General features: G+C 43.0%; 22 protein-coding genes, 1 tRNA gene and 2 pseudogenes. 13 read left to right on the top strand and 12 right to left on the bottom strand.

Annotation, left to right across the window (positions count from 1 at the left end):
- Window positions 1-220: 220 nt before the first annotated feature.
- Window positions 221-1948, bottom strand: a complete 1728-nt coding sequence (gene mutL, locus V7K48_RS19215) for a DNA mismatch repair endonuclease MutL (protein ID WP_335074826.1) — start codon at window positions 1946-1948, stop codon at window positions 221-223.
- A gap of 94 nt (window positions 1949-2042) precedes the next feature.
- On the opposite strand from mutL, the pseudogene V7K48_RS19210 reads away from it, so the two are divergent.
- Window positions 2043-2456, top strand: a pseudogene (locus V7K48_RS19210) (four helix bundle protein).
- Window positions 2457-2510: 54 nt separating this feature from the next.
- On the opposite strand, the gene V7K48_RS19205 reads toward V7K48_RS19210, so the two are convergent.
- A complete protein-coding gene (locus V7K48_RS19205; protein WP_335074825.1) occupies window positions 2511-3560 on the bottom strand; it encodes an adenosine deaminase in 1050 nt (349 codons plus the stop codon).
- Window positions 3561-3942: 382 nt separating this feature from the next.
- Between V7K48_RS19205 and V7K48_RS19200 the strand changes: the two genes are divergently transcribed.
- Window positions 3943-4164: a hypothetical protein gene (locus V7K48_RS19200; RefSeq protein ID WP_335074824.1), complete on the top strand. Its 222-nt coding sequence runs from the start codon at window positions 3943-3945 to the stop codon at window positions 4162-4164.
- A 409-nt stretch (window positions 4165-4573) separates the two neighbouring features.
- Here V7K48_RS19200 and V7K48_RS19195 read toward each other — a convergent pair whose 3' ends face one another.
- Window positions 4574-4885, bottom strand: a complete 312-nt coding sequence (locus tag V7K48_RS19195) for a threonine dehydratase (protein WP_335074823.1) — start codon at window positions 4883-4885, stop codon at window positions 4574-4576.
- Window positions 4886-5531: 646 nt separating this feature from the next.
- On the opposite strand from V7K48_RS19195, the gene V7K48_RS19190 reads away from it, so the two are divergent.
- Window positions 5532-7931: a glycoside hydrolase family 10 protein gene (locus V7K48_RS19190; RefSeq protein ID WP_335074822.1), complete on the top strand. Its 2400-nt coding sequence runs from the start codon at window positions 5532-5534 to the stop codon at window positions 7929-7931.
- Between the two features lie 40 nt (window positions 7932-7971).
- Here V7K48_RS19190 and V7K48_RS19185 read toward each other — a convergent pair whose 3' ends face one another.
- The gene (locus V7K48_RS19185; RefSeq protein WP_335074821.1) at window positions 7972-8805 is read right to left on the bottom strand and encodes a phosphodiester glycosidase family protein; all 834 of its coding nucleotides are present in this window, start codon (window positions 8803-8805) and stop codon (window positions 7972-7974) included.
- Window positions 8806-8949: 144 nt separating this feature from the next.
- Here V7K48_RS19185 and V7K48_RS19180 point away from each other — a divergent pair, with 144 nt between their 5' ends.
- Window positions 8950-9255 carry a hypothetical protein gene (locus V7K48_RS19180; protein ID WP_335074819.1) on the top strand — a complete coding sequence of 102 codons (306 nt, stop codon included), beginning with the start codon at window positions 8950-8952 and terminating at the stop codon, window positions 9253-9255.
- Window positions 9256-9699, top strand: coding sequence for a type II toxin-antitoxin system VapC family toxin (locus V7K48_RS19175; protein WP_335074818.1), 444 nt, complete (start codon window positions 9256-9258; stop codon window positions 9697-9699).
- Window positions 9700-9763: 64 nt separating this feature from the next.
- Here V7K48_RS19175 and V7K48_RS19170 read toward each other — a convergent pair whose 3' ends face one another.
- Both V7K48_RS19170 and V7K48_RS19165 read right to left on the bottom strand, forming a co-directional pair.
- Window positions 9764-11965, bottom strand: a complete 2202-nt coding sequence (locus tag V7K48_RS19170; protein ID WP_335074817.1) for a PAS domain S-box protein — start codon at window positions 11963-11965, stop codon at window positions 9764-9766.
- Window positions 11966-12245: 280 nt separating this feature from the next.
- A pseudogene (locus tag V7K48_RS19165) lies at window positions 12246-12464 on the bottom strand (Uma2 family endonuclease); the annotation flags it as partial.
- A 69-nt stretch (window positions 12465-12533) separates the two neighbouring features.
- Between V7K48_RS19165 and V7K48_RS19160 the strand changes: the two are divergent.
- From V7K48_RS19160 to V7K48_RS19135, 6 genes are all read left to right on the top strand, one after another.
- A complete protein-coding gene (locus V7K48_RS19160) occupies window positions 12534-13877 on the top strand; it encodes an adenylosuccinate synthase (protein ID WP_335074816.1) in 1344 nt (447 codons plus the stop codon).
- Between the two features lie 157 nt (window positions 13878-14034).
- Window positions 14035-14652, top strand: a complete 618-nt coding sequence (locus V7K48_RS19155; protein WP_335074815.1) for a 50S ribosomal protein L25/general stress protein Ctc — start codon at window positions 14035-14037, stop codon at window positions 14650-14652.
- A 90-nt stretch (window positions 14653-14742) separates the two neighbouring features.
- Window positions 14743-16287: a bifunctional aminoglycoside phosphotransferase/ATP-binding protein gene (locus tag V7K48_RS19150; protein ID WP_335074814.1), complete on the top strand. Its 1545-nt coding sequence runs from the start codon at window positions 14743-14745 to the stop codon at window positions 16285-16287.
- 13 nt (window positions 16288-16300) lie between these two features.
- Window positions 16301-16810 (top strand): hypothetical protein, encoded by a 510-nt coding sequence (locus V7K48_RS19145; RefSeq protein WP_335074813.1) that lies wholly within the window; start codon window positions 16301-16303, stop codon window positions 16808-16810.
- A gap of 131 nt (window positions 16811-16941) precedes the next feature.
- Window positions 16942-17733 (top strand): YdcF family protein, encoded by a 792-nt coding sequence (locus tag V7K48_RS19140; protein WP_335074812.1) that lies wholly within the window; start codon window positions 16942-16944, stop codon window positions 17731-17733.
- 341 nt (window positions 17734-18074) lie between these two features.
- A complete protein-coding gene (locus V7K48_RS19135) occupies window positions 18075-18296 on the top strand; it encodes a hypothetical protein (RefSeq protein ID WP_335074811.1) in 222 nt (73 codons plus the stop codon).
- 5 nt (window positions 18297-18301) lie between these two features.
- On the opposite strand, the gene V7K48_RS19130 is transcribed toward V7K48_RS19135, so the two are convergent.
- The 5 genes from V7K48_RS19130 to hisF form a co-directional block, all read right to left on the bottom strand.
- Window positions 18302-18523, bottom strand: coding sequence for a ferredoxin-thioredoxin reductase variable chain (locus tag V7K48_RS19130; RefSeq protein WP_442945029.1), 222 nt, complete (start codon window positions 18521-18523; stop codon window positions 18302-18304).
- Window positions 18524-18646: 123 nt separating this feature from the next.
- A complete protein-coding gene (locus tag V7K48_RS19125; protein ID WP_335074810.1) occupies window positions 18647-18835 on the bottom strand; it encodes a hypothetical protein in 189 nt (62 codons plus the stop codon).
- 887 nt (window positions 18836-19722) lie between these two features.
- Window positions 19723-19795 (bottom strand) — tRNA-Ala (locus V7K48_RS19120).
- Window positions 19796-19889: 94 nt separating this feature from the next.
- Window positions 19890-20084 (bottom strand): hypothetical protein, encoded by a 195-nt coding sequence (locus tag V7K48_RS19115; RefSeq protein ID WP_100901219.1) that lies wholly within the window; start codon window positions 20082-20084, stop codon window positions 19890-19892.
- A 98-nt stretch (window positions 20085-20182) separates the two neighbouring features.
- Window positions 20183-20956 (bottom strand): imidazole glycerol phosphate synthase subunit HisF, encoded by a 774-nt coding sequence (hisF, locus tag V7K48_RS19110; protein WP_335074809.1) that lies wholly within the window; start codon window positions 20954-20956, stop codon window positions 20183-20185.
- 248 nt (window positions 20957-21204) lie between these two features.
- Between hisF and ruvB the strand changes: the two genes are divergently transcribed.
- A complete protein-coding gene (gene ruvB, locus V7K48_RS19105; RefSeq protein ID WP_334969067.1) occupies window positions 21205-22305 on the top strand; it encodes a Holliday junction branch migration DNA helicase RuvB in 1101 nt (366 codons plus the stop codon).
- A gap of 145 nt (window positions 22306-22450) precedes the next feature.
- Window positions 22451-23254, top strand: a complete 804-nt coding sequence (locus tag V7K48_RS19100) for a tetratricopeptide repeat protein (protein ID WP_335074808.1) — start codon at window positions 22451-22453, stop codon at window positions 23252-23254.
- A 57-nt stretch (window positions 23255-23311) separates the two neighbouring features.
- Here V7K48_RS19100 and V7K48_RS19095 read toward each other — a convergent pair whose 3' ends face one another.
- Window positions 23312-24700, bottom strand: a complete 1389-nt coding sequence (locus V7K48_RS19095; RefSeq protein ID WP_335074807.1) for a cytochrome P450 — start codon at window positions 24698-24700, stop codon at window positions 23312-23314.
- Window positions 24701-25158 lie beyond the last annotated feature (458 nt).

The raw sequence follows: 25158 nt of genomic DNA, 5'->3' as shown, positions 1-25158 counted from the left end.
TTGGTTTGAGGTTTAATCTGATTGCTGCTCTCTACAATTACGAGCTTCATCTCTCCGAAACCGAATCTTCTTAAGCGACTTTTGCAAGAGGTCTAATGAACACTAATTTGTTGACGCGGACATTTATCTGTCAATATGGACATTAATTTGTCAACGCGGACAAATAATTTGGCAATCTACAGCAAAAATTAGATTGAGTAAAAATATCTTACCAAAAATATCAAATTCCATGACTTTTACCGATTACCCAATTACGCCGGAAAAACCGGGCTAAAGCTGATTCTTCTAAGGAGAGATAAATTGGGCGTCCGTGGGGACAGGTGCGAGGGTTGCGAGTGCGTTGCCAATTATCTAAAAGTGTCTGCATTTCTTGTTGATTCATGGGTGTACCATTACGAATGGCACTGCGACAGGCGACAGCTACTTGGGCTGTTTGTAAGTCGCCTCCCCAACTAAGTTCTAAAATTGCTTCTGCACAGTCGTCTCGCTGCTGTAAAGGTGCAGGGATGTTACGGACTGCCCAAAGTTGTTCGCCAAAGGGTTCTATTTCTAAACCGATGCGTTGCAGTTGCGATACTTGCGCTGGTGACAATTGATAAAGAATGATTGCCGGTTCGACGGAAACTAGTTGCCAATTATCACACAATTGCTCGTACAAAACTCGCTCATGGGCGATGTGCTGTTCCACCAACCACATACCACCTGGATGTTCCGCCACAATATAAGTATTGCTAACTTGAGCGACAGCCTTTAAAGAGTTAGGAGTAGAAACGCGATTAATCGCGTCTGTACAGGAGTTAGGAGTTTTGTGATTTTCGTTAGGATTGAAATTGTAGCTGCCTTTGGCTTCTGCGGCTTTAAGTAATTTACTAACTCGTGTTGTGTGAACAGCTTCTTTGAGATTGCTAGAAGAGATGCTGAGTGCTTGGTTAATTGCTTGGGTAATTTGCTCTTGCCAATAAATGATTTCGTTGAGGTAAATTTCTGTTTTTGCTGGATTGCGATTCCAGTTAATTTGATCAGGAGAAATGGCAAGATGTAAAAAACAAATTGGATAGCGATCGCGTGGTAATGTTCTGTGAAATGCTGATAATATCGTTTGCTCTAGTTCCGGTGTCTTAACCATCCGTCCGTTGATGGCTACACGTACCCAATCTGGACGATGACGATGAGTGCGATCGGGTAATCCTACCACTAAGTTTAGTGAGGAGTGGGCACAGACGCGATTAATCGCGTCTGTACAAGAGTTTGGCGGGTTGGGGAGTTTGAGTTTCACTTCTTGCAAATCACCTTGTCTCACCTGGGGTAAAATCTGCGGTAGCAGTTGCCCAGTTGTCGCAGCAGGACAGATGGTGAACCATTGACGATCATTTTGCCAAATCTGCCAGGTGACGTGGGGATGACATAGGGCGATTTGTTGAATTGTGGCTTGCACAGCTTTCATTTGCTGTGCTGCTGTGGGTAATCCCTGACGACGAGATGAGCAATTACCGAAAAGATTGGAAACTGTAACTACTGTACCAGGTGCGATCGCAGTTACTTCAACTTGCACAACTTTCCCGCCATCACCATAAATAATCTGCCATCCTAATTTTCCACCCACAGGACGACTCAAAATTTCCAAATCTGCCAGAGTCGTCAAACTGTGCAATGCTTCACCACGAAAACCTAAACTGTTAATTTTCCATAAATCGGCACTAGAGCGAATTTTACTAGTGCTGTGGGCTGTGGCTGCTTGTTGCAAGTCATCTAGGTTCATTCCATAACCATTGTCTGCCACACGTATTCGCCATTGCTGCGGCCATAGAGAAACCACAATTCGCGTTGCACCTGCGTCTAGGGAATTTTCTATTAATTCCCGCACCACAGAAGCTAAAGAGTCGATTACCTCACCAGCTGTGATGAGATATACGACTTCTGTTGGTAGAGCTTGAATAGTAGATGCCATAAATTATAGTTTATAGCTTCTGGGAACAATGGGGAGTGTGGGGGGTGTGGGGAGTGTGCAAATATGGGAAGGAGAGCGGTCGAAATTAAAGAAGATGGAAGAAAAAGAAAAAAAGTATTTTAGAACTTATGAGGATTTAGCCGTTTATCAATTGGCATTTGAGACAGCGATGCAAATTTTTGAACATTCTAAAAAGTTCCCAGTTGAAGAAAAATATTCATTAACCGACCAAATTCGTCGCTCCTCTGGCTCAGTCTGTGCTAATCTGGCAGAAGCTTGGAGAAAACGGAGATATAAAGCTGCTTTTGTCGCAAAACTGAATGATTGTGTTCGCAAAGCGTGTCGCAGACAAGCAGAGGCAGCAGAAACTCAAGTTTGGTTAAAGTTTGCCGTGAAATGTCAGTATCTCACGGTCGAACAAGGAAGATAACTCTACGGAACTTACAATCAAGTCCTTAGTGGGTTAGTCAAGATGAGCACCCATCCAGATGATTGGTTACTCAACTAACTCCCCACACCCCCCACACTCCCCACACTCCCCACACCCCTTCCCTCTGGGTGGTTAATTAGTGTCTCTCATTGCTAAAACTTTAGGTGGTTCAGGTTTGAGCAACCCATTTAGTAGGGATGCAGGGCGTTGACTGTAAGGCCATGCAAAAGCATGACGGAAAGCTGCATCCTGACAAGCTTGTAGTTGTTCAAAATTAATAATGTCGTAAGTCAAGAGATTCTCATACTCAAATGGCAGACGCATATTGTGCAACCCAGCATTATCAGTACAAATAGCGATATCGACCCCAGCATCAAAACAACGGTCAAAAACTAATTTGAGTTGACGTATATCTTGCAAAGTACCAGTTTTCAGGTAAGTTGTTGGACAAACCTCCAAACATTGTCCGCGTTGAGCCACATCATTAAGTAGCTCTGGATACAGTAGGGGAATTTGGATGCCGTGACCGATTCGCATCAAATAGGGTAACAGTTCTGGGTAACAACCGGCGGTGGTTTCATATAGATGTCCAGTGGTGTTAACACCTAGCGATCGCGCATAATCATATAAGCTAATCCATTCTTCTAAGCGATCGGCATAATAGCTATCACCTCCCGCTACATCTACTGCACAGATATACTGCTTATTTTGCGCCGCCAAATCAACAATCGTCTTGTTCACCTCATAGGGTAGGCGCGTGTGCATACAGAGAATTTGGCTAGTAACAATCGGATATTCTGGCTGGTTGCTAGCAAGTCCTACTACTTGCACGATTTCTGCCATCTTGTCAATTCTCTGTGATTGATTCAGATGCTCAGGTGTCCGTAAATAGGGAGTGTAGCGCAGTTCCAGATAAGCCAAATTTTCAAAAATGTAAGCACCGCGCACCAAGCGATAGATAAAGTAAGGCAAAGTCTCCACAGTTTGGACACTTTCTACCAGGGTGTGTAATTCTAGATACTCATCTAGAGTGTTACGTGGGCGGGTATAAAAATCTTCAAATTCTGAATAGTCAGCAAAGCGGGAAATCAACTCCGAAGAATGTCGCTCGAAATATCGCCATAAAACTCGCGGTACGACGGAGCCACCCAGGTGCCTATGTAATTCTGCATATAAAGCCATAATGGTATTTTTAAGTAAAATTTTCATTAATTGTAACAAAAACATCGGAATAAAAAATCTCTACTCGAAAAAATTTAGAGCAAAGATGTTCCGTTAGCTCCAGAGAAGTTGGAGCAGAGGTTTCTTACCATCTGGATTTTTCAACAGAGGCTGCGACCTAGATGCTGCGCGAAAGTTGATATTGTATCCTTATTTTCGGAAAATTCAGTATTTAATAGTATTTTGAGTATAAATCAACTTGACATTATCAAGATTAAATTGATAGCATTAATGGCACTAATTTTTGTGTTACACTAAAAAAACATTGCTATTGTTGAGCAGGTGAAGTATAGCAATATATTTTTCCTTTAACTAAGCAAATTCTTGGCAAGGTTGGTATTAATTGAAAATTCAAGCGTTGGAAGTCAAGGCTGGCGATCGCATCATTGCTTACTGCAACAACAAAATGCAAACCTGCAAGGTAAAACGCATTTTAGATCCCGGTGAAGCTAATATTACACTATCAGTCTTCACCTCTGAGAATTATCGCGGTTGCTCAGTTTCATCCATAGTCCGCTTCCGGTCAAACGCCTTAGTTGATTTGGTAGTTGATTTGGTAGGTTAAAAATCAAGAAAACATTCAATCTCAAAAATCTCTCTAACTCTTGTCCAGCCTCAAACTGGCTCTAATCTGATTAAAGGTGCGATGTCTGCGGTTTTTGTTAGCCTACGCACATCCAAATCCGTTAATTGTGGCTGGATGATTTTCCGGAAAAATGCCCTCACACTACATCAGTGCAGGCTACAGCAATTTTTGAACAAACTGATACTATGCTTATGCGCCACCAATAAATCCAAAAGCCAGGCACAAAGTAACTAGAATTGTGCTTAGTTTCATAGAGAATATATAAAATTCGGACAGGAAAAATTGGAAGTGTGATGGTGCAAAGCTTCCACAATAGGCAATGTCTAACGACAAGCCGAAGAAGCGTCTACGCATTGCTAAGATCACCCTCCAATAGATAAGGCTTTTATTAGTTCTTTTTCACATCACGAGCCATGTTGAGGTAGTAGTCGTCAAGTTTGGCATTAGGACGACGGCGGTTAGTGGCGGGAATTTTAGGAGTGTTATCCTGATTCGTTTCAATTGGCTCTTTTGCAGAAGCTTGCTTTATGCTTTGCACCTGATCAGATTCCAAGAAATAACCAGAACTCGTAAATCCGAAAAGCTTGGCAAAAAAACCAAATATATTTCTGACAAAATCGGAAATACTTTGGAATAAAACACCAAACAAGCCTTGAAAACGAAGGAACAAGTTCCGAACAGTTTGAGTTAAACGAAACATAATACTACCCTCTATGATTGCCTATTATCATTGTGACTTAATTTAAATAGGAAGAATGGTGCTATGCCAAAAATCTACCAGGCGTAGGCGTAGCCCAAACTAGTAACTGTGGCGTCAGTTTGCCTACTACCGTTAAACAGGGGCTTAAGCCAGGAAGAACGCATCTAAATTATCTTGACAAAATGCTAACCATGTAGTCTAGTTAGGGCAACAGATAATAAACGTGTTGATTTCTGGAAACCACTATTTGAAAGTTACCTGCTGGTTGAGCTTGATTTTTCTGATTATCTTTATAGGGTTTAACTTTGCTCAAGTTTTAGAGAGCAACGATAATTTATTACAGGTTACATTTGAAACATTTCTATTTGGCACCATTAACCCTATAACTGCGTCAACTATAGCGCTTCTGGTTTTGATGCAATACACTTGACCTCACTTCCATTCCTCTCTTCTAAAAGGAGAGAGGCTTTGAGGCTTACTCCCCAACGCTACAAGGGTTGGGGTTGGGGGTTAGGTCTGTATTCCATGCAATTGAAAACAGCTATATCTTGCAGCTAAATTACTGTATCAGTTTTCCTGGTGTAGCAATTTAACGTTGATATGGAATGAAATATAACTAATTAACCTCATTTAGTAAGCAGCAGTAATGACAACTCAGTTTTGGGAAAAAAGCATAGAAATTAATGCTACTTTAATTAACTTACTATTTAACCCCGTGCGTAGACGCTTACTTCAATATAGGAGTAAGCTACGTAAAGCGTCTGGTAGAGTTGCAGTGAGACAGCACTGCGGGAGGGGAGCCAGTGCGTTGCGGGGGTTCCCCCCGTTGAAGCATCTGGCGTTTTCCCTCCACAGGCGACTGCGAACCCGAAGGGCTTGTCGCCAAACATCGCCTTTGATTAGTCAAGGTTGGTGGCTTTTAAGGAAGCGTTTGCTACCATTATTATGTCTGGTATCGTTTGTTGCGGTATTGCTACTCAACAGCTTTGCCCCTACCGTTGCCCAACTACCCCCTCAACCTCGTCAAGAAATTCGGGGGGTGTGGCTGAGTGGTAACGATTTTAACATTTTCCGAAATCGCTCAAAGGTGCAAGCAGCTATGAGCCAACTGCGGCAGTTAAACTTTAACACTGTTTATCCGATCGTGTGGAACGATGGTTATACACAATACCCCAGTGCCATCATGCAAAAAATGGGTATCCCCTTCTTCTTCAAGGGAACAGATGGACAAGATGTGATTGCAGACATTATCAGCCAAGCCCACAGAGAAGGGCTACTAGCAATACCCTGGTTTGAATTTGGTTTCATGGTTCCCCTAAGTTCGGAACTCGCATCCCAGCATCCAGATTGGCTGACACAAAAGCCGGATGGGACTCAAACTTCAATTAGTGCTGCGGGTGAAGTAGCGTGGTTGAATCCATTTCACCCGGAAGTGCAAAAGTTTTTCACCGAACTCGTGATGGAAGTCATTACTCAATACGATGCTGATGGCGTTCAATTTGACGATAATACGAGTTTACCTGGGGATTTTGGTTACGATAAGTACACAATTAGTCTATATACTCAAGAAACAGGCAAGCCTCCTCCACCTAATCCCCAAGCCCAAGCATGGATAAAATGGCGGGCAGATAAAATCACGGCATTCATGGTAGACCTCCAGCAAACCGTGAAAGCGCGAAAACCGAATGCTATCTTTTCAGTTGCTCCTAATTATTATGATTTCGCCTACAAGCTGCAACTGCAAGACTGGCTCAACTGGGTACGGTTGGGTATTGTCGATGAGTTAATCATGCAAGTGTACCGTAATGATTTGGAAAGTTTTATCGCTCAAATTACCCGCCCAGAAATTTTAGAAACCCAACAAGTCATCCCAACTGGTATCGGTATTATGGCGGGGTTACGAAATCGTCCAGTTTCCATATCACAAATTCAATCCCAGGTGCAAGCAGTGCAACAACGCGGTTTAGGTATCGGCTTTTTCTACTACGAAAGCCTTTGGGATATCGCATCTGAACCAGTAGCACAACGCCAGTCAGCATTTGCGGCTCTTTTCCCAAACCCAGCGTTGCGCGACATCTCTCAAAATACACCCCGCAAGCCAACTTTTGATACCATATCCCTACCTTTATATCCAAAACCTTCCCTCGGTCAACGTGTTCGCGGCTATTTTCTGGAAATGGCGATCGCAGGTGGTCAACCAAAGCGTATCTTATTAGATACAGGTTCAGCAGGGCTGCGAGTTCCCAAAGAGTTTTTAGGTAATGCTCCAATCCGCAGAACGGGACAAAATATTAAGGAGGTATTAAGTGATGGTACTATCCTGGAGGGAGAATTAGTTTATACTAATGTCCGGTTTGGTTTGCTTCCCACCGCAGAACCTGTTCCGATACAGATTGTTACTGGTCGCCAATGTACTGCCCAAAAGCCTAATTGTTCAGCAAAGAATGGTCTACCATTTTCTGGTATTGTCGGTGTCAACTATTTTGAAAAGTCACTTCCCTATAATCCGTTGAGAAAATTACCAGGCAATCTGAGTAATGGATTTATTGTGATTGGAAATGGTGGTAGTAACAACAATGGCAGTTTAATTCTCGGTTTGACTGCCAATAATCAAGCAGGTTTCAAAATGGCTGCTTGGAGTAAACAAAGCGAAATTAATGGTGTACCCGGTAACAGATGGGACTCTCAACTGAGCAAAGTTTGTTTAACTATTGCTGGGAGTTCTGCTAAAAATATTTGTAATGGCAAAATGATCACTGATACCGGAACTATTAATGGTTGGACTGAATTCAAATCAGCTTCCACAGCAGGTAAACTCAAACCAGGAGTATTAGGTTCAGGAAATTCTCTGAAACTAGCAATGAATGGCATTTTTGATTACAGCCTGACACCAGGAACCCGCGACGGATTTAATCGCTGGAATTTGAGTATCTCGCCAAAAGCAGAACTTCCTATATTTGTAAATACTGGCATCGCATTTTTTGATAAATACGATGTCTTCTTTGACCAAGTTAATGGAAGACAGGGTTTTCGCAGTCGGCGGTAAGAGGAAAGTAAAGATTTGCTCCCTCAGATAGCGTTTAATACTAGTTTTCCTGAACCAGCAAAACTGACTTCACGGGACGCTTGATAGGATTTCCCTCCAAATCAACCTTCCCGTAAAAGGTTTTGCCATTGTAATAAAGTGAAGACGAACTCCCGCCATCCAGATTCATCGCTTGATCAGCACCAAGAGTTTTCATAAAATCAGCTAATACTGGCAAGGATATCCCAGAGTTAGCAGGAGCCAAGGGTTTTTGAGCTACCATAACTAAAACAACACTGCCATCACGGGTGATACCCACGGCAGTTCTAGCATTGGGTTGGTTGCTGCCAAGTGCATCTCGTTTATTGGCATTATCCACAAAGCCCTCTTTTACTAACGTAAGTTCTGGTAATAGGCGTGGACCTGCACCTATGGCATGGACTAACTGACAACCTGCTGGTGGTGACTGACTGTGTAGAGCAATCGAATAGCGGATAGTTTGCCCACATAAGTAGCGACGGAATTCTGTGCGATTGAATATTTGACTAAGGTAAGGTTTTAAATTGGGATTATTCACCAGCCGCTCGTTTTGCTTAGGGTCAGCTACCACCTTCCCTTGTAGGACAATATATGATGTAGATTTTTGGTTGGCTGGGTCAAAAAAGCCTGCGTTCAAGATAGCTACGGCTCGATGCTTCTGGGCAAATTCCTCTACAGTGGCTACCTTCTGTGATAGTGCAGGAGTTACCAAAAATCCGCTATTAGCTGGAATTAACAGGATATGAGCTATGCTTTGAGGCAAAGTGCGCTCGAAGTAGCGGATAGTTTTTGGTGGTGAAGATGCAACAGTCGGTATTGACAGTGTTGAGGAACGCAAATTAAACCATAACGCCATTGTCAAACTAATTAATATCAAACTCAGTAATTTAATTTTCCTCACATTTAAACTCACTTGTGGTTAGGTCAAAAAAGTTGATTTAATTAAAATACTTTAAGCTGAAAAATAAGCAATTAACTTTAATTAGATAATGTTTCAGCTATGAACAGTCAATCAAAATCTGTTGTGAGTGATTTAGAACAAGCCCATAGTCAGGATATTGAAATAATTATCCGTTTGTTGGCGAAGATTTCAAACCGTACTCCATCGGAGATTAAACCTCATTTGAACACCATGCTTGAGCAGCTGGTGCAACCATCAATAGAACGACCTTTCTATGAAACTGCAACCCCCGAAGAGTGGGTGGCAGCATTTACTGAGTGGGTGGAGAGCCACCGAGAACTTAACCTGCCGCTGCTTTCTGATGAAGCCATTAGCCGCTCAAGTATTTATGGAGAACGAGGTTAAGTGCTTTACCTCGTAGATACTAATGTCCTATTGAGGAGTGTAGACCTTAGCCATCCAATGAACCCGAATGCCGTTAATGCTATCAGGACGTTACGCGATCGCGGCGAACAATTCCACATTGTACCGCAAAACTTGATTGAATTTTGGAACGTCTACACACGCCCAACCGAGCGAAATGGCTTAGGGCGTAGTGTAGCAGAAACACAGGTAGAAGTTAACCGTTTAAAGGTGTTATTTCCATTGTTGCTAGATACTGAAGCAATTTATCAGGAATGGGAAAGGCTGGTAATTGCCTATGGAATTAGGGGAGTCAACGTACACGATGCGCGACTGGTTGCAGCAATGCTGATGCATGGGTTAACCCATATCCTTACATTTAACATTACTGATTTTGCCCGTTACTCAGAAATTATTGCTGTTAATCCAACTGCAATATCACCTTAAATTACATCTCTACATGAAGACTTGTATACAAATTTTTATGTAAAACTTTCACCGTCAAAATAAATTAGCCATCTCCTGTAATTGATTCCAGTTCTTGAGACAGCGAATGTGTGTCTTTGGATGTTGAGGCAGGTAAGTAAACTGTAAATTGAGTCCCTCTGCCTACCTGACTGTAAACATTGACAAAACCACCGTGATTCTTAATGATGCCCAACGCCGTAGAAAGTCCTAAACCTGTACCTTTGCCTACCTCTTTAGTGGTGAAAAATGGTTCAAAAATCTGTTCCTGGACTGACGACGACATCCCCATACCAGTATCTGTTACCACGATCGCAATATAAGAACCCACTTTAGCATCAATATTTATCTGGGTAGAATGTTCACCAATCACCACATTTTCCGCTGCAATCCTCAAGATACCGCCATTAGGCATAGCGTCGCGGGCGTTGACTACTAAATTTATCAGCACCTGATGTAGTTGAGTTGTGTCTCCACAGACGTACCACAGATTTTTAGGAATATCTATTTGGCAGATGATGGAATTGGGGAATGTTTGAGCAATAATTTGCTCAATTTCTGCCATCAATGGCTGAATTTGGAGAATTGTCTGTTTACCTTCGATGCCCCGTCCAAAAGATAACACCTGCTTGAGCAAATTAGCGCCACGTTTAACATTATTTTCTAAAGTTTGCAGTATTTGCTGACTTTGCGAATCAGGCAATTTCTTCTGCAAGAGTTGAACTGACATTAAAATTGGGGATAGTATATTGTTGAGGTCATGGATGATACCACTAGCTAAAGTGCCGATACTCTCCAAACGTTGCGATCGCAGAAGTTGAGCTTCCAGTTGTTTGTAGTGTGTAATTTCGGTGTTCACACTCAAAATGGATTTGGGTTGTCCATTATCATCTCGGATCAGTGTCCACCGACTTTCAACGATAATTACTTTACCTTCCCTTGTAAGTTGATGCAATTCACCCCGCCACTCACCTATATTCATCACCCTCAAGTAAGCATCTTCTAGCTGTGGTGAAATGTCTTTATTCAAAAGTTGCAAAACATTCTTACCCACAACTTCCTCAGCCTTCCAACCGTACAGACGTTCAGTACCTTTATTCCAAAATAATATTTCATTGTGGATATTTCGCACCAGAATCGCGTCAGTTGATACATCCAGCAACGCAGCTTGTTCACGGATTTTCTGTTCTGCCTGTTTTTGCTGGGTTATATCTCGCGTCAGTGCCAAATGGATGAACGTGCCATCTAATTCGTTACGCAGTGGTACGGCATAAGTTTCTATGTAGCGGAGGGTGCCTTGAAATCCAACGATTTCAAACTTCAGAGTCCCCTTGTTACCCTGGCAAACACTTTCATGAAAATCGGCAAACGCTGCTCTATACTCTGGCACAATTACGGCATCAATTGGTTTACCAATCAAGATATCAGCACTTTCCGCTTCCATCATTGCCAGCCCATAGGTATTAATTTCTAAAAGGGTGCCATCCCTGGCAATTAACTTGATGCATTCTGGTTCTGCATCTATCATGGCTCGTAAACGATTTTCGCTTTGGCGTCGGGCCAGTTCTGTCTGCTGAAGTTGCCTGATATAACGCCACAACAAGTCATACAACAGCGCCACTACCACTAAATCCACAATAGCAGCAATAAAAAATGTGACTATCGCCTTTTGGGAACTTACTTGCGACTCCTGCATTCGCTGCTGTAATAAATTTTGCTCCACCTCTAAAGAGTCGTGAATCAGCTGTTGAATCTCTTTGCCGATTTGCTTGTTTTTATCAGATAAGATTTGTTGCCGAACTGTTTCTAATCCCTGGTTTTGTCTTAGGTAAATTTCTTGTTGCAGGATGTTGAGTCTGTTGGTAATTTTCAGCTCCAGCAAAGAAATCCATTGCTGCTTTTGATGGTTATCAGCAGTTAGCTTGCTGAGAATCTGAATATTGCTATTAGTTTGTTGATCAGCTGCAAGATAGATTTGTAGATCATCTGCATCTGCTGTAATTAGGTAATTACGTTGTGCAGTTTCAGTATCTTTGAGTGAAGATTGGATACTTTCAAGTCGGGTAATAACATCATATGAATATGTCATCCATTGCTGATTGTGAATCAGCTTAACAGTGTTGCCATAGGAGGCTATAGCATTAGTAAATACAACTGCCAATGCTAGGATAAATATTATTTTCAGATCTTGGACTTGATACCATTTTTTGATCATGCGATCGCCCTTTCTGCCGCAGATAACCTCCATCAGTTAAGATTAAAGATTAAAAACAAATACTGAGAATATTTTAAAGTTTTTGAAATCACGGGTAACAAAATACAATCTGTTATAGTTGTAAATATCTGGATTTATCGGGATAATAATTTATACATAATGCTCACAAATAAATCCGCTAATTTTTAATATAAATTCATTTTTAACAATAGTATAGTTAATCCAGTTTGGTTCAGAGAATTTGCCTATGCATAGCATTTATAATTGCAATGCAACGTCTCTTGTTTGAAATTGTAATTAACCCCACAGTCATCCGTAAATCCAAAACAAAACCAGGTAATATATCTTCTCCAGACAAGGTAGTGGGGGACTCTAATACTTCTTTTGGTTGTCCTTGTCTATAAATTTCGACGCCACATGTTTTTCGATCAATTAGCCAACCAAGTCGCACTTTTGCATCCATATATTCGCCCATCTTGGCTTGTGTCTCGCTTAAACTATCAGATGGGGACATTAACTCTAAAACAAAATCAGCTTGACATGATTCAAGCAATATGTTAATAATTATAGTTTGTGGAAACTTTACTTCTTATATAAGCTCTTGGCTAACGTCATTGTCATAGGTGCCCAATGGGGCGATGAAGGAAAAGGTAAAATAACTGACTTACTCAGCCGTTCAGCAGATGTTGTGGTACGTTACCAAGGGGGTGTGAATGCTGGACACACGATTGTAGTTAAAGGTCAGACCTTCAAGCTGCATTTGATTCCCTCTGGTATTTTGTATCCAAATACCGATTGCATTATCGGCTGTGGAACAGTGATCGATCCACAGATTTTGATCGCAGAAATCGACCAACTAAAAGAATTAAATATTTCCATTGACCACCTGCTGATATCTGAGACAGCCCACGTAACGATGCCTTATCATCGGTTGATTGACCAGGCATCGGAAGAACGACGGGGAAGCCATAAGATCGGTACAACAGGTCGGGGCATTGGGCCGACTTATGCTGACAAATCTGAACGTACAGGCATTCGGGTTTTAGACTTGATGGACCCCGATGGGCTACGTGAGAAGTTGGAGTGGACGATTAATTATAAAAACATCATTTTAGAAAAGCTTTACAACTTACCGCCTCTAGATGCACAAGAGGTGATTGAACAGTATTTGGAATATGCAGAACGCTTGCGACCTTACGTTGTTGATACATCGTTGAAAATATCCGATGCGATTGGGCGACGGCGCAATATTTTGTTTGAAGGCGCACAAGGTACGCTCCTAGACCTAGATCACGGAACTTATCCCTATGTCACCTCCTCTAACCCTGTAGCAGGGGGGGCTTGCGTTGGTACAGGGGTAGGGCCGACAATGATTGACCGGGTAATTGGGGTGTCGAAAGCCTATACAACCCGTGTGGGAGAAGGGCCATTTCCCACGGAATTGGATGGAGAGTTGGGAGAATTATTGTGCGATCGCGGTGCCGAATTTGGTACAACCACCGGACGCAAACGGCGCTGTGGCTGGTTTGATGCTGTGATCGGTCGGTATGCTGTGCGGATTAACGGTATGGATTGTATGGCGCTCACCAAACTGGATGTCCTCGATGAATTAGAGTCAATCCAAGTTTGTGTTGCCTATGACATAGATGGCGATCGCACCGAACACTTCCCCACCAGTTCCCGTAAATTTGCCAGATGTCGCCCCATCTACAAAACCTTACCAGGATGGCAAGTGTCAACAACTCATTGCCGCACCCTAGAAGACTTGCCACAGCAAGCACTGGACTATCTAAAATTCTTAGCTGAATTAATGGAAGTCCCGATCGCGATCGTCTCACTAGGAGCAAGCCGCGATCAAACCATAATCGTAGAAGACCCCATCCACGGGCCCAAACGCGCTTTATTGCACCCCGACGGCACACCTGCTACCTTGCTAAGTGCTTAGTTCAAAGTTAAGAGTGAGGAGTTAACAGTTAAAAGTGAAGAGTAAGTCATTAACTCCTAACTCCTGTACAGACGCGATTAATCGCGTCTCTCCTAACCCTTGTACAGACGCGATTAATCGCGTCTCTCCTAACCCTAATTAACAACTAACAACTTCTATGGCTATTACAGTCGAATCTCAAAAACGTCCAGAAGGCAGCAAGCCAAGAGCTTTACGCCGTTCTGGATTGATACCTGCCAATTTATACGGTCATAAGGGTACAGAGTCGATTTCTTTGACTATTAATGCCAAAACTGTTGAGCGCTTGCTCAAAAGGGCTTCAGTCAACAACACCTTGATTGATTTAAACATTACTGATATACCTTGGCGCGGTAAAGCCCTGCTACGGGAACTTCAGATGCATCCAGCAAAAGGTACGCCTTACCACCTCAGCTTTTTTGCAGTTGCAGGCCACGGCGACATGACTGTAGAAGTACCACTGCGTTTTCTGGGAAATGCTATTGGTGTTAAACAAGATGGTGGTTTTTTAGACACTGTTATCACTGAGTTGCAAGTGAGCTGTGCGCCGGAAAACATCCCTGAAATAATTGAAATTGATGTCTCTAACCTGCAAATCGGAGATAGCTTACGTATTCACGAGCTAGTCTTGCCTGAAGGTGTCACAGTGCTTGGTGATACCGAACAAGTCGTAGTTAGCGTTTCACAGCCGCAAATCAGCGCTGCTGCTGAGGATGAGGCCGAGTCAGAGGGTGAAACAGCCTCTGAAGCTACGTAAAGTGTGTAATAATTTTTGATGATACCAGGGGGGAACTCCTGGTTTTTTTGTATTTGAACCGCAGAGGCGCCCAGAGCGCAGAGGAAAGAGATGACAGAAGCGACTCTTCCAGTCTTAATTCAGCAAATGTTGCAGCCTGGATTTTATCCCCATGCAGTAACAGAACCGATTCAATTAATTCAAACCCACATTTCTTATGTGCTGTTAACTGGAGATTACGCCTATAAGCTGAAAAAACCGGTGAATTTTGGCTTTTTGGACTTTTCTACCTTAGATAAGCGGCAGCATTTTTGTCAGGAAGAGTTACGGTTAAATCAACGGGGTGCCGGTGAACTGTATTTAGAAGTTTTGCCCATAACTCAGGTAGGGGAGGAATACCAGTTAGGGGGAACGGTCGAGGCTGTAGAATACGTGCTGAAGATGCGCCAGTTTCCTCAAGAGTCGCTATTAAGTATACTTTTTGAACAGGGTAAATTGAATGAGACACGCTTAAATGAGTTGGGACGAGTGGTGGCTCAATATCATGCCGAAGCACAGACGAATGATTACATTCGCACTTTTGGTGAAGTGCCAAAAGTTCGGGCTGCATTTGATGAGAATTATCAACAAACTGAGAAGTATATTGATGGTCCCCAGACTCAGGCGCAATTTACAGAAACAAAGCAATATACAGATAACTTTTTTGCAGAACGTCCAGAATTATTCACTAGCAGAATTCATAACAATTATATTCGTGAATGTCACGGGGATTTACACCTAAGAAATATTGCCCTCTGGCACGATAAAATCTTGCTGTTCGATTGCATTGAGTTTAATGAGCCGTTTCGCTTTGTCGATGTCATGTATGATGTGGCGTTCACGGTGATGGATTTGGAAGCGCGGCAGCGCAAAGACTTGGGTAATGCGTTTTTGAATGCCTACATAGAGCAAACTGGAGACTGGGAAGGCTTACAGGTGCTACCTTTGTATTTAAGTCGTCAGGCTTATGTCCGGGCAAAGGTAACTTCATTTTTGCTAGACGATCCGAGTGTACCCGTGACGGTAAAGGAAGAAGCGACAAAAACCGCCGCTGACTATTACAAACAGGCTTGGGATTACACTAAACCAAAGCTGGGACAACTAATTTTGATGTCGGGGTTGTCGGGTTCTGGTAAAAGTACCACAGCAAGGTATTTAGCCCGTCAACTGGGAGCGATTCACCTTCGTTCAGATGCGGTGCGGAAACACTTAAGGGGAATTCCCCTGTGGGAAAAAGGTGGCGATGATTTGTATACACCTGAGATGACCGAGAAAACTTACACACGGCTGTTGTCATTGGGAATTATCCTGGCTAAACAAGGTTTTTCGGTGATTTTGGATGCGAAGTATGATCGACAGCAGTTACGGCAAGAAGCGATCGCTCAAGCTACAAAGCACCAACTTCCCTTTCAGATTATCCAATGCACAGCACCCCTTGAAGTTCTAAAAGAGCGTTTGAACAATCGCACTGGTGATATCGCTGATGCCACCGCTGATTTATTAGCCTCACAAATTAAACAGGCTGAACCTTTCACCGAAGAAGAACAATCCTACGTAAAGATTTGGGATACAACTCAACCACAACAGGCACAATTAAAAGCAGTAATTTCTGAATAGCTTTTTTTACCCTATGGCAGACAAAAAGAACGACTTTTTCAGTATTTCTCCCAGCTTCTTTTCTCAACTGTTATTTGGGGCATTTTTAACATTTATATTAATAATGACCGGCTCCGCACCAGCCTTAGGCATCTTCTTAGGTATAATGGGGGGTTTCATCTTAAGCTGGATCACAAATGTAACCAATAATAGTACCCAGGCTCCAACTGTAGCCTCCTCTGATGGCGTCGATACAGGACTGAAATACTGGTTATTTTTCATGCTTGGCTTTGTATATTTGGGATATCCAGCACCTATGAGTATTTTGCTAGGTGGAATCGGCGCTTTAGCTGGAGGCTGGATTACTGCTTGGTGGGGAAGTAAGGAAACAACTAGAACTCAGTTGCAAGTTGAAGAGTCAGAAGAGAGTGAAGTTGAACCAACGAACGAGAGGATCAACAAACGGCAAACACGAAAAACCGCCCGCCGTTACCGTCGCGCTGCTGGGAGTAGTTTCAATTTCAGGTTTTGGGAAAAAAAGTAGTAATTTGGGCATTGGGCATTGAGAAGAGGCAGAGGGGCTCTTAGCAGGGAGCAGAGGAGAAAGAGATAATTATTATTCTCCCCCTTGCCCCCTGCTCCCTACTTCTTTCTTATTCCCCATGCCTCAATAATATGTTTTTATATCTATCCAAATTACTGCCACTATTTTTTTATCCACTAGGATTAGCCTGCGTGAGCTTGGTAGTAGCATTAGTGACTTTGTGGAAACGACCGCGCACTGCGGCGATCGCAATTGCCTTTGCCCTAACTTTACTGCTATTTTGTAGTAATGCTTGGATTGCTAAATCATTAGTGCGATCGCTGGAATGGCAAAATCTTCCATCCGCCCAAATACCAGTTACAGAAGCGATTGTGGTTTTGGGTGGCGCAACCAAATCAGCCTTTCCCCCAAGACCTACCGTCGATTTGAGTGAATCAGGCGATCGCGTGATTTATGCTGCACAACTATATCGCCAAAAAAGAGCGCCTATAATCATTCTTAGTGGAGGCCGGATTGATTGGCGTGGAAGTGGTTCACCAGAGTCGGCAGATATGGCAACAATACTCACATCTATTGGTATTCCATTTAAGGCGATTGTCCAAGAACCTGACTCTCTGAATACTTATCAAAATGCAGTGAATGTCCGAAAAATTTTGTCATCTCGTGGCATCCATCAAGTATTATTAGTTACTTCAGCAATGCATATGCCGCGATCGCTTCAGATTTTCCAACGTCAAGGAATTAATGCTATCCCTGCACCGACTGACTTTCTTGTGAGTGAGGGTGAGTTGCAAGAACTCGGCAGCACTCCCAAAGCCGCTATACTGAATTTATTACCTGATACCGACAACTTGCACCAATTTACCAGCGCTTTAAAAGAGTACATTGGTTCTTTAGTTTATCGCTTACGCGGTTGGCTCTAATAAAGTTATGAGTTATTAATTATTAATGATGAAATGTAGTAATTGCCTGAATTCCAAACTCCAAACTTTGTCAATTTTAGATTTTGAGTCGCACCTTTGGTGCGCTGACAGCGCAACTTGGATTTTGGTGAAACAGCGCGGTCTTCTGCCATTCGTGAGAGGCTAGCGCCTTCTCTACCAGAGGCTACGCCAACGCGGAGCGTTTCGTAGAGAAGGGGGTTTCCCCATGAGTGACTGCACCAAGCCGAAGGGATTGAAGAAAAATCTAAAATCTAAAATCTAAAATCTAAAATCTAAAATCCAAAATTGAATGACTCCTAACTCCTAACTCAATTAACATTATGTCTAAAAACTTACCCTATATTATGCCATCCCCTCAACCCCAAGTTGAGGAAGCATTTGCCGCTTACCAAACAACCCACCAGTTCTACCACGAAGTTCGGTCACGGTCAGAGTTTCAGCATTATTGTGAATGGTATTATGCAACAGCAGAACAGCACCGCCAAGAGCTTAAAAGAATGCGCGGCGAACTGAATATTTTCCAGTGGTTTCGCCGCCGATGAGTCATTTAGATGGCTTCTAACTCATTTTCACGTAAATGGGCTTTAAACTTTTTACTAAACTTAACTAAAATCGGTAGATTAGCGCTTACGGGTCTGCCTTGCCATTGGGTGGCAATACCTGTAACTTCACCTTCTGTGCCTTTAATGTCAAAAGCCTGATTCCGATGTTCAGGATGATGATAGACTACTACCGAATCTTTAACACGGACGCGATCGCCAACTTTCATAACAACATTTACACCTAGCATTTGCTTTTCCACAAGTATCTGCTACAAAATATATGATTAAATCGCTTAAAATTTGATTTAATCGCCTATTTCTTGACGCTTCATCGGGGTAAGACGGCATATTTAACCCTCTGCGGCAAGGTTTGGCAGCGTGTTGCGGTGAGTCCAGCGCTCTGCGGCGGGTTTGGCGCAGTAGGCGACTGGCTGTCTTCTCAACTCTTGGAGAGGCTGCGCCGACGATACGCCCAAGGGGCGCAGTGTTAGCGACGAACGAGCATCACCCAGAGGGGGATTCCCACGGCAGTCGCTCATGGGGAGCGACTGCGGTCTTGGGGTCTCCCCAAGTGAAGCAAGTGGCGTGGAACCCCCTTCTCTACGAGACGCTCCGCGTTGGCATAGCCTCTGGTAGAGAAGGCGCTAGCCTCTCCCAATGTAAGAAGACCGCGCAGCTTAAGAGTTGTCGCGACTGCCGCACGTCTAAGCAGTCCGTGCGTACTTTTTTAAGTTTTTTGCCGCATTATATTAAGTATTGCCCCTACCCTCTGTTTTTACCCAAAACTGGGAAATCAAAGGAAATTAGGCGACATCAGATGTGCTTAGTACTTTGACAAGATATCTAACCCTTTTATCTTCACTCTCGGATGTTCCCCAGGTCAACTCTCTCAGCAATTTTTGTGCATATTAGACGCGCTGTTATTATCGAATGCACTCTGAGATCGCTTCCATTCCTCTCTCTTTTTAGGCTATCCATTACCCGCAACTATAGTCAGGTAATAAGTGCGATACCTTCTCTACCAGAGGCTACACCAACGCTAAGGCAGAAAATTTCTACCCGGAACCTTTCCAGTACAATCAACTTCCGCCTGGTTTAGAAGCATATTATCAGCAGCATTTAGACAAAATGATTCCACCCGAACAGAGGATAGATGTATTAAATGTCTTAATCCAGCAGTAAAAAGCAATACCAGTGGAAGCAATCGCACAAATCATTGATACTGATGAGTATGAAGTTGAAGAGAAGTCGAAGAAGTGCTAGAAAATTGGCTAGAGTTCTTACAGCAACAATGAATCACCTCAAAAACCCATTACAGCCTCTATCATTCCAACTTTCGAGACTGGCTAGGTAGACAAGCATTTAAAACCCTCTAAAAAATTTCCCCAACCCTCTCTATTAACAGAGAAGATTAGGGTGTTAAGAATGGAGCTAAGCGGATTCGAACCGCTGACCCCCTCAATGCCATTGAGGTGCGCTACCAACTGCGCTATAACCCCATATAATCAATTACATATAATCGCTTGATTACTGGTACTTTGTCAAGCTTTTTGTGGAAAATAAATTTTAAATATCTCCTCAACCACTCAGCACTCACAACGACACTTGCAACAAATAGGTCATACAGTGCCCCATCAAAAAGTAAACTACTAACATGGCAGCAGCAGCAAGAGCAACCAATGTACCTGCCAACATTAGCGAAAATTCTTTACTCTCGTAGGCTCTTTCCATTAAGTGCAGCGACCACGCCACTAGGGCTACATCAAAAAGTAAAATAGGAAGCAACATATTTTTAATATTTGTTAATACTTGTAAAATAATATTAACACCCTTTCAGGGAAGTGTGTCTAGCCTAAGATAGATGTCATTAAATGCTAAATAGTCATTTAAAAGAATGTTCTTACTGGCACGTTGCGATCGCGCAAATAATTTTTGATTTCTGCTACGCTTAATTGACCGTAATGTAATAGGGATGCCAGTAATGCTGCTTCAGCTTTGCCTTCAGTTAGGGCAGTGTAAATATGTTCACAATTACCCGCACCACCAGAAGCAATGACTGGAATTTCTACAGCATCGGCAATTGCCCGTGTAATCTCGATGTCATACCCAGCTTGGGTTCCATCAGCATCCATACTTGTGACTAGGAGTTCTCCGGCTCCCCGTTTTTCAACTTCTTGTGCCCACAATAGGGCATCTAAGCCTGTATTTTCCCTACCACCCCGCACATACACATCCCAACCTGGATTCTCCGGGTTTTTTCTGCGTCTGGCATCAATAGCAACAACTATGCACTGATTACCAAAGCGATCGCTTGCCCGATTAATTAAGTCTGGATCACGCACCGCCGTAGAATTAATACTAACCTTATCTGCGCCCGCTCGTAACAAAGCTTTAATATTTTCTAAGGATTGAATGCCTCCACCCACAGTCAATGGAATAAAGACCTGTTCAGCAGTTCGGTAGACCACATCTAAAATAGTAGCTCGGTCTTCATGAGTGGCTGTAATATCCAGAAATACTAACTCATCAGCACCGGCTTGGTTGTAAACCTTGGCCAGCTCTACCGGATCGCCTGCATCTTGGAGATTGATAAAGTTAACTCCTTTTACAACCCGTCCCGCCTTCACATCTAAGCACGGTAAGATTCTTTTAGATAACATAATAACTTTTGTACTTCTGGGTAATTGACCGGAATTTAAATTTTAAATTGGCGCGGGTATTCCCAAACTAAAATTTTCACGAAAATGGGTAATGGGGCATGGGGCACTTGTACTGAGCGAACGCAAGAGCGTCTCCTTGGCGCAGCCTCTCGCTAGAGAAGAGTTGCCGAAGTATTGGTTATTCTTTTTCCCCCTGCCTCCCCGTGCCTCCCCCTGTCCCTAGTCCATTAAAAGTAGATAGCTGAATTATGGCGATAATCTCCTCAAAAAAACAGCCTCCAGAACCCAACGGAGAACCAAAGCAGCGTCGAGAGTCGGCGAGGACACCTTCCACAGACAATATTTTGCAACCTGAAGCTGCTATTGATGAACAAGAACAGCAAGAAGAAGGTATTAGGCCACACCGATTTGCCGATTACATTGGGCAAAAAGATTTAAAGGATGTGCTCGATATTGCCATCAAAGCAGCCAAGTCTCGTGGTGAGGTGTTAGATCACCTGTTACTTTATGGACCGCCGGGATTGGGCAAAACCACAATGGCAATGATTTTAGCATCAGAAATGGGAGTAAATTACAAAATTACCAGTGCACCAGCCCTAGAACGTCCACGGGATATTGTCGGGCTACTGGTGAACATGAAACCAGGGGATATCTTATTTGTGGATGAAATTCATCGCCTCTCGCGGATGACGGAGGAAATTCTTTATCCGGCTATGGAAGATTATCGCTTAGATATTACTATTGGTAAGGGTTCGAGCGCTCGGATCAGAAGTTTGCCACTGTCAAAGTTTACCCTAGTGGGAGCTACAACGCGTGTGGGTGCTTTAACTTCACCACTGCGCGATCGCTTCGGTTTGATTCAAAAACTCCGATTTTACGAAGTTGACGAGCTGACTCAAATTGTACTGCGAACCGCTCAATTACTCAAAACCCCCGTTACAGAAGATGGTGCCACAGAAATTGCCCGTCGTTCACGTGGAACGCCACGTATTGCTAATAGATTACTTAAGCGAGTCCGTGATTATGCAGAGGTAAAAATTTCTGGTGAGATTAATGAAAGCGTTGCATCAGAGGCATTGCAACTGTTTCAAGTAGATCCTTGCGGTTTAGATTGGACAGACCGCCAAATGCTGAGTGTGATAATTGAACAATTTAACGGCGGGCCAGTGGGGTTGGAAACAATGGCAGCAGCAACGGGTGAAGATACTCAAACAATTGAAGAGGTGTATGAACCTTACCTCATGCAGATTGGGTATTTAACTCGGACTCATCGTGGCAGGATGGCGACAAAGGCAGCATATAAACATTTGGGATTCACGCCGCCTAATGAACAGTTGTCATTATTGTAATTATGGGAAATTAGGCATTGGACAATTCAATTTTGGATTTTAGATTGATGATTTTAGATTGAAATTTAATCTAAAATCCAAAATCTGAAATCTAAAATTCTTACTCCCCATTCCCCATGTTTAAGATAGACACAGGTAAATCCAGATGATTAAGTTTATTGGTATTATTCTCAGTCTGTTACTTGTGTTTGGCTGGGGTACTCCAGTTATGGCACAATCTCAACCGCCTATTACTCAAGAACAGTTAAAACAAGGGGATGAGTGGGCAAATCAGGCTTTTATAGCGACAAATAACGGTGATTTTGCCACGGCTGAAACTTACTGGACAAAGATTATTGAGCAATTTCCTACCAATGCGGGGGCGTGGAGTAACCGAGGAAATTCGCGGGTGAGTCAGAACAAATTACAAGAGGCGCTGGCAGATTATAACAAAGCTATAGAACTAGCGCCGAATGTCACCGATCCATATTTGAATCGGGGTGCGGCATTGGAAGGTTTGGGAAAATGGGATTCGGCGATCGCAGATTATAATCATGTCCTAGAACTCGATCCTCAGGATGCGATGGCGTATAATAATCGCGGTAATGCCACAGCCGGTTTAGGGAAATGGGATTCGGCGATCGCTGATTACAAAAAATCTAATGAGATAGCTCCAAATTTTGCCTTCGCCCGTGCTAACTACGCTCTCGCTCTTTATGAAACTGGTGAAAAAGACCAAGCAATCCGGGAAATGCGGAATATTGTCCGTAAATATCCCAGGTTTGCCGATATGCGTGCCGCTCTCACAGCTGCCTACTGGGTAAATGGAGAACAAGGCGAAGCCGAAAGTAACTGGGTAGCAGCTTACGGACTGGATAGCCGTTATAAGGACATCAACTGGGTAACAAATATCCGGCGTTGGCCGCCCAGTATGGTATTAGCTTTAGATAAGTTCTTGAAACTTCAGTAATTAGCAGGTAAATCAAGGGGGAAGCGAAGCATCGCTCCCACCTGATTCTGAGACTTTCTACACTGAGTTAGTCTCAAGAACTCGCTGATTTTGCTGATGCTTTCCAATTACCACCATTGGTACACCACTGCCTGGTACTAATAGGACGCTTTTCCGAACTGGCTGTACTGGCTTTGTATCAGCTAGTTTCATTTGCCAACTAGATAGTATAGTTGCCAATACCAGTTTCATCTCAAACAGGGCAAATGCCATGCCAATACAGCGACGATTACCACCACCAAAGGGCAAAAATTCAGCTGAAGTAAATTGTCGTTCTAGAAACCGATCTGGCTTAAACTGCTTTGAATTGGGGTATAAATCTTCTCGATGATGGCTCAAATAAATACAAGGAACCAATATAGTACCAGGGTCAAATTTGTAGCCTGCAATTTCTAAAGGTGATTTAACCAATCGATTTAATCCCAACATCCCCACCGGATACAGGCGCATTGTTTCTGAACAAACAGCATTCAAATAAGGTAATCGGAAAATGGCGTTCGGGTCTTTGTTGTCACCCAGGCTATCCAGTTCTTGCACCAGTTTTTCACGTATTTCAGGCTGATGATGAATCCAGTACAGCGCCCATGCCAAAGAACTAGCCGTAGTTTCATGACCTGCAATCAACAAAGTCATCAACTCATCACGTAATTCCAAGTCTGTCATCGGCTCACCTGCTTCATCACGAGCCGCCATCATTAAAGATAGAATATCACTTTGAGACTGGTCTGCAAGCGATCGCCTCTCTTGAATTTCAGTATAGATGAGATCATCCATTTCCTGCCGCAAACGAAGAAAAGTTCCCCAAGGACTGCGAGGTCCTAAATCCTGTCGTAATAATGGGAACAGCAGCAGTATTGCCCGGAAAATAGGTCTTTTTGGATTCAGGATAGCAATCAGAATTTCTTTGAGTTTTTCATAACGAAGTCCGTCCTTTAAACCAAATACAGCCTTCAAAATCACTTGAAAGGAGATTTTTTGCATGGATGGCAAGACTGTAAAGGTTTCCCCGACTGGCCACTGGCTAGTTACTTGCTTGGTGATCTCACAGATTAAATCACCATAAGCCTGCATTCTTTCCCCATGTAGAGGAGGTGTCAGCAACTTACGCTGGCGCTGGTGACGTTTTCCTTCTAAGGATAGTAGAGAATTTGGCCCCAATAAAGGCGTTCCTGAACCTGCTGCTGCACCTGAGTCTAAGTGTTTTGGATCTGTAATAAAAATCTGCTGAATCGCCTGAGGATTACTAATGAACACTTGAGGCGTAAAAACTGGGCCAATCCGGAGTGTGAAGATATCACCATAGCGTTTGGCACAGGCTTCCATGTATTCTAAGGGATTAGTAAGCCACTGATACGTCTGTACCCAAGGGTGAGTTTGGGGGCCGTTAGGCAGTTTAAGTGCAGACATTTTTATTAATCTCCCAATTATTCGAGCAAGATTGTTATCAGCCAGTCTTTCATATACCCGCAGCTTGATTAATCTTAATACAACATTTTATTAATTCGTAGCAAATTAAATTTCACAATACCTTGTAATGTCAATGCGTCGGCCGCATTGTTAATGCGTCCCCATACAATGCCAATGCGTCGGTCGCATTGTTAATGCGTCCCCATACAATGTCAATGCGTCAGCCGCATTGTTAATGCATCCCCATACAATGCCAATGCGTCGGCTGCAATGTTAATGCGTCCCCATACAATGCCAATGCGTCGGCTGCAATAGTTAATGCGTTCCCCTGGATTAAAAACGCCACGATTTTACACAAAGCTGTATTTACAGCAATTTGATATCAAAACTGCCACAAAAGTCATAAACTTAAAAGATGTAAAAAAGAAGATTATTAAGAAATGGCAGCATATTCAATC

Origin of the sequence: Nostoc sp. (assembly GCF_036919615.1) — a bacterium.
Classification (GTDB): domain Bacteria; phylum Cyanobacteriota; class Cyanobacteriia; order Cyanobacteriales; family Nostocaceae; genus Nostoc.
This window is presented reverse-complemented; position numbering and strand designations above follow the sequence as displayed.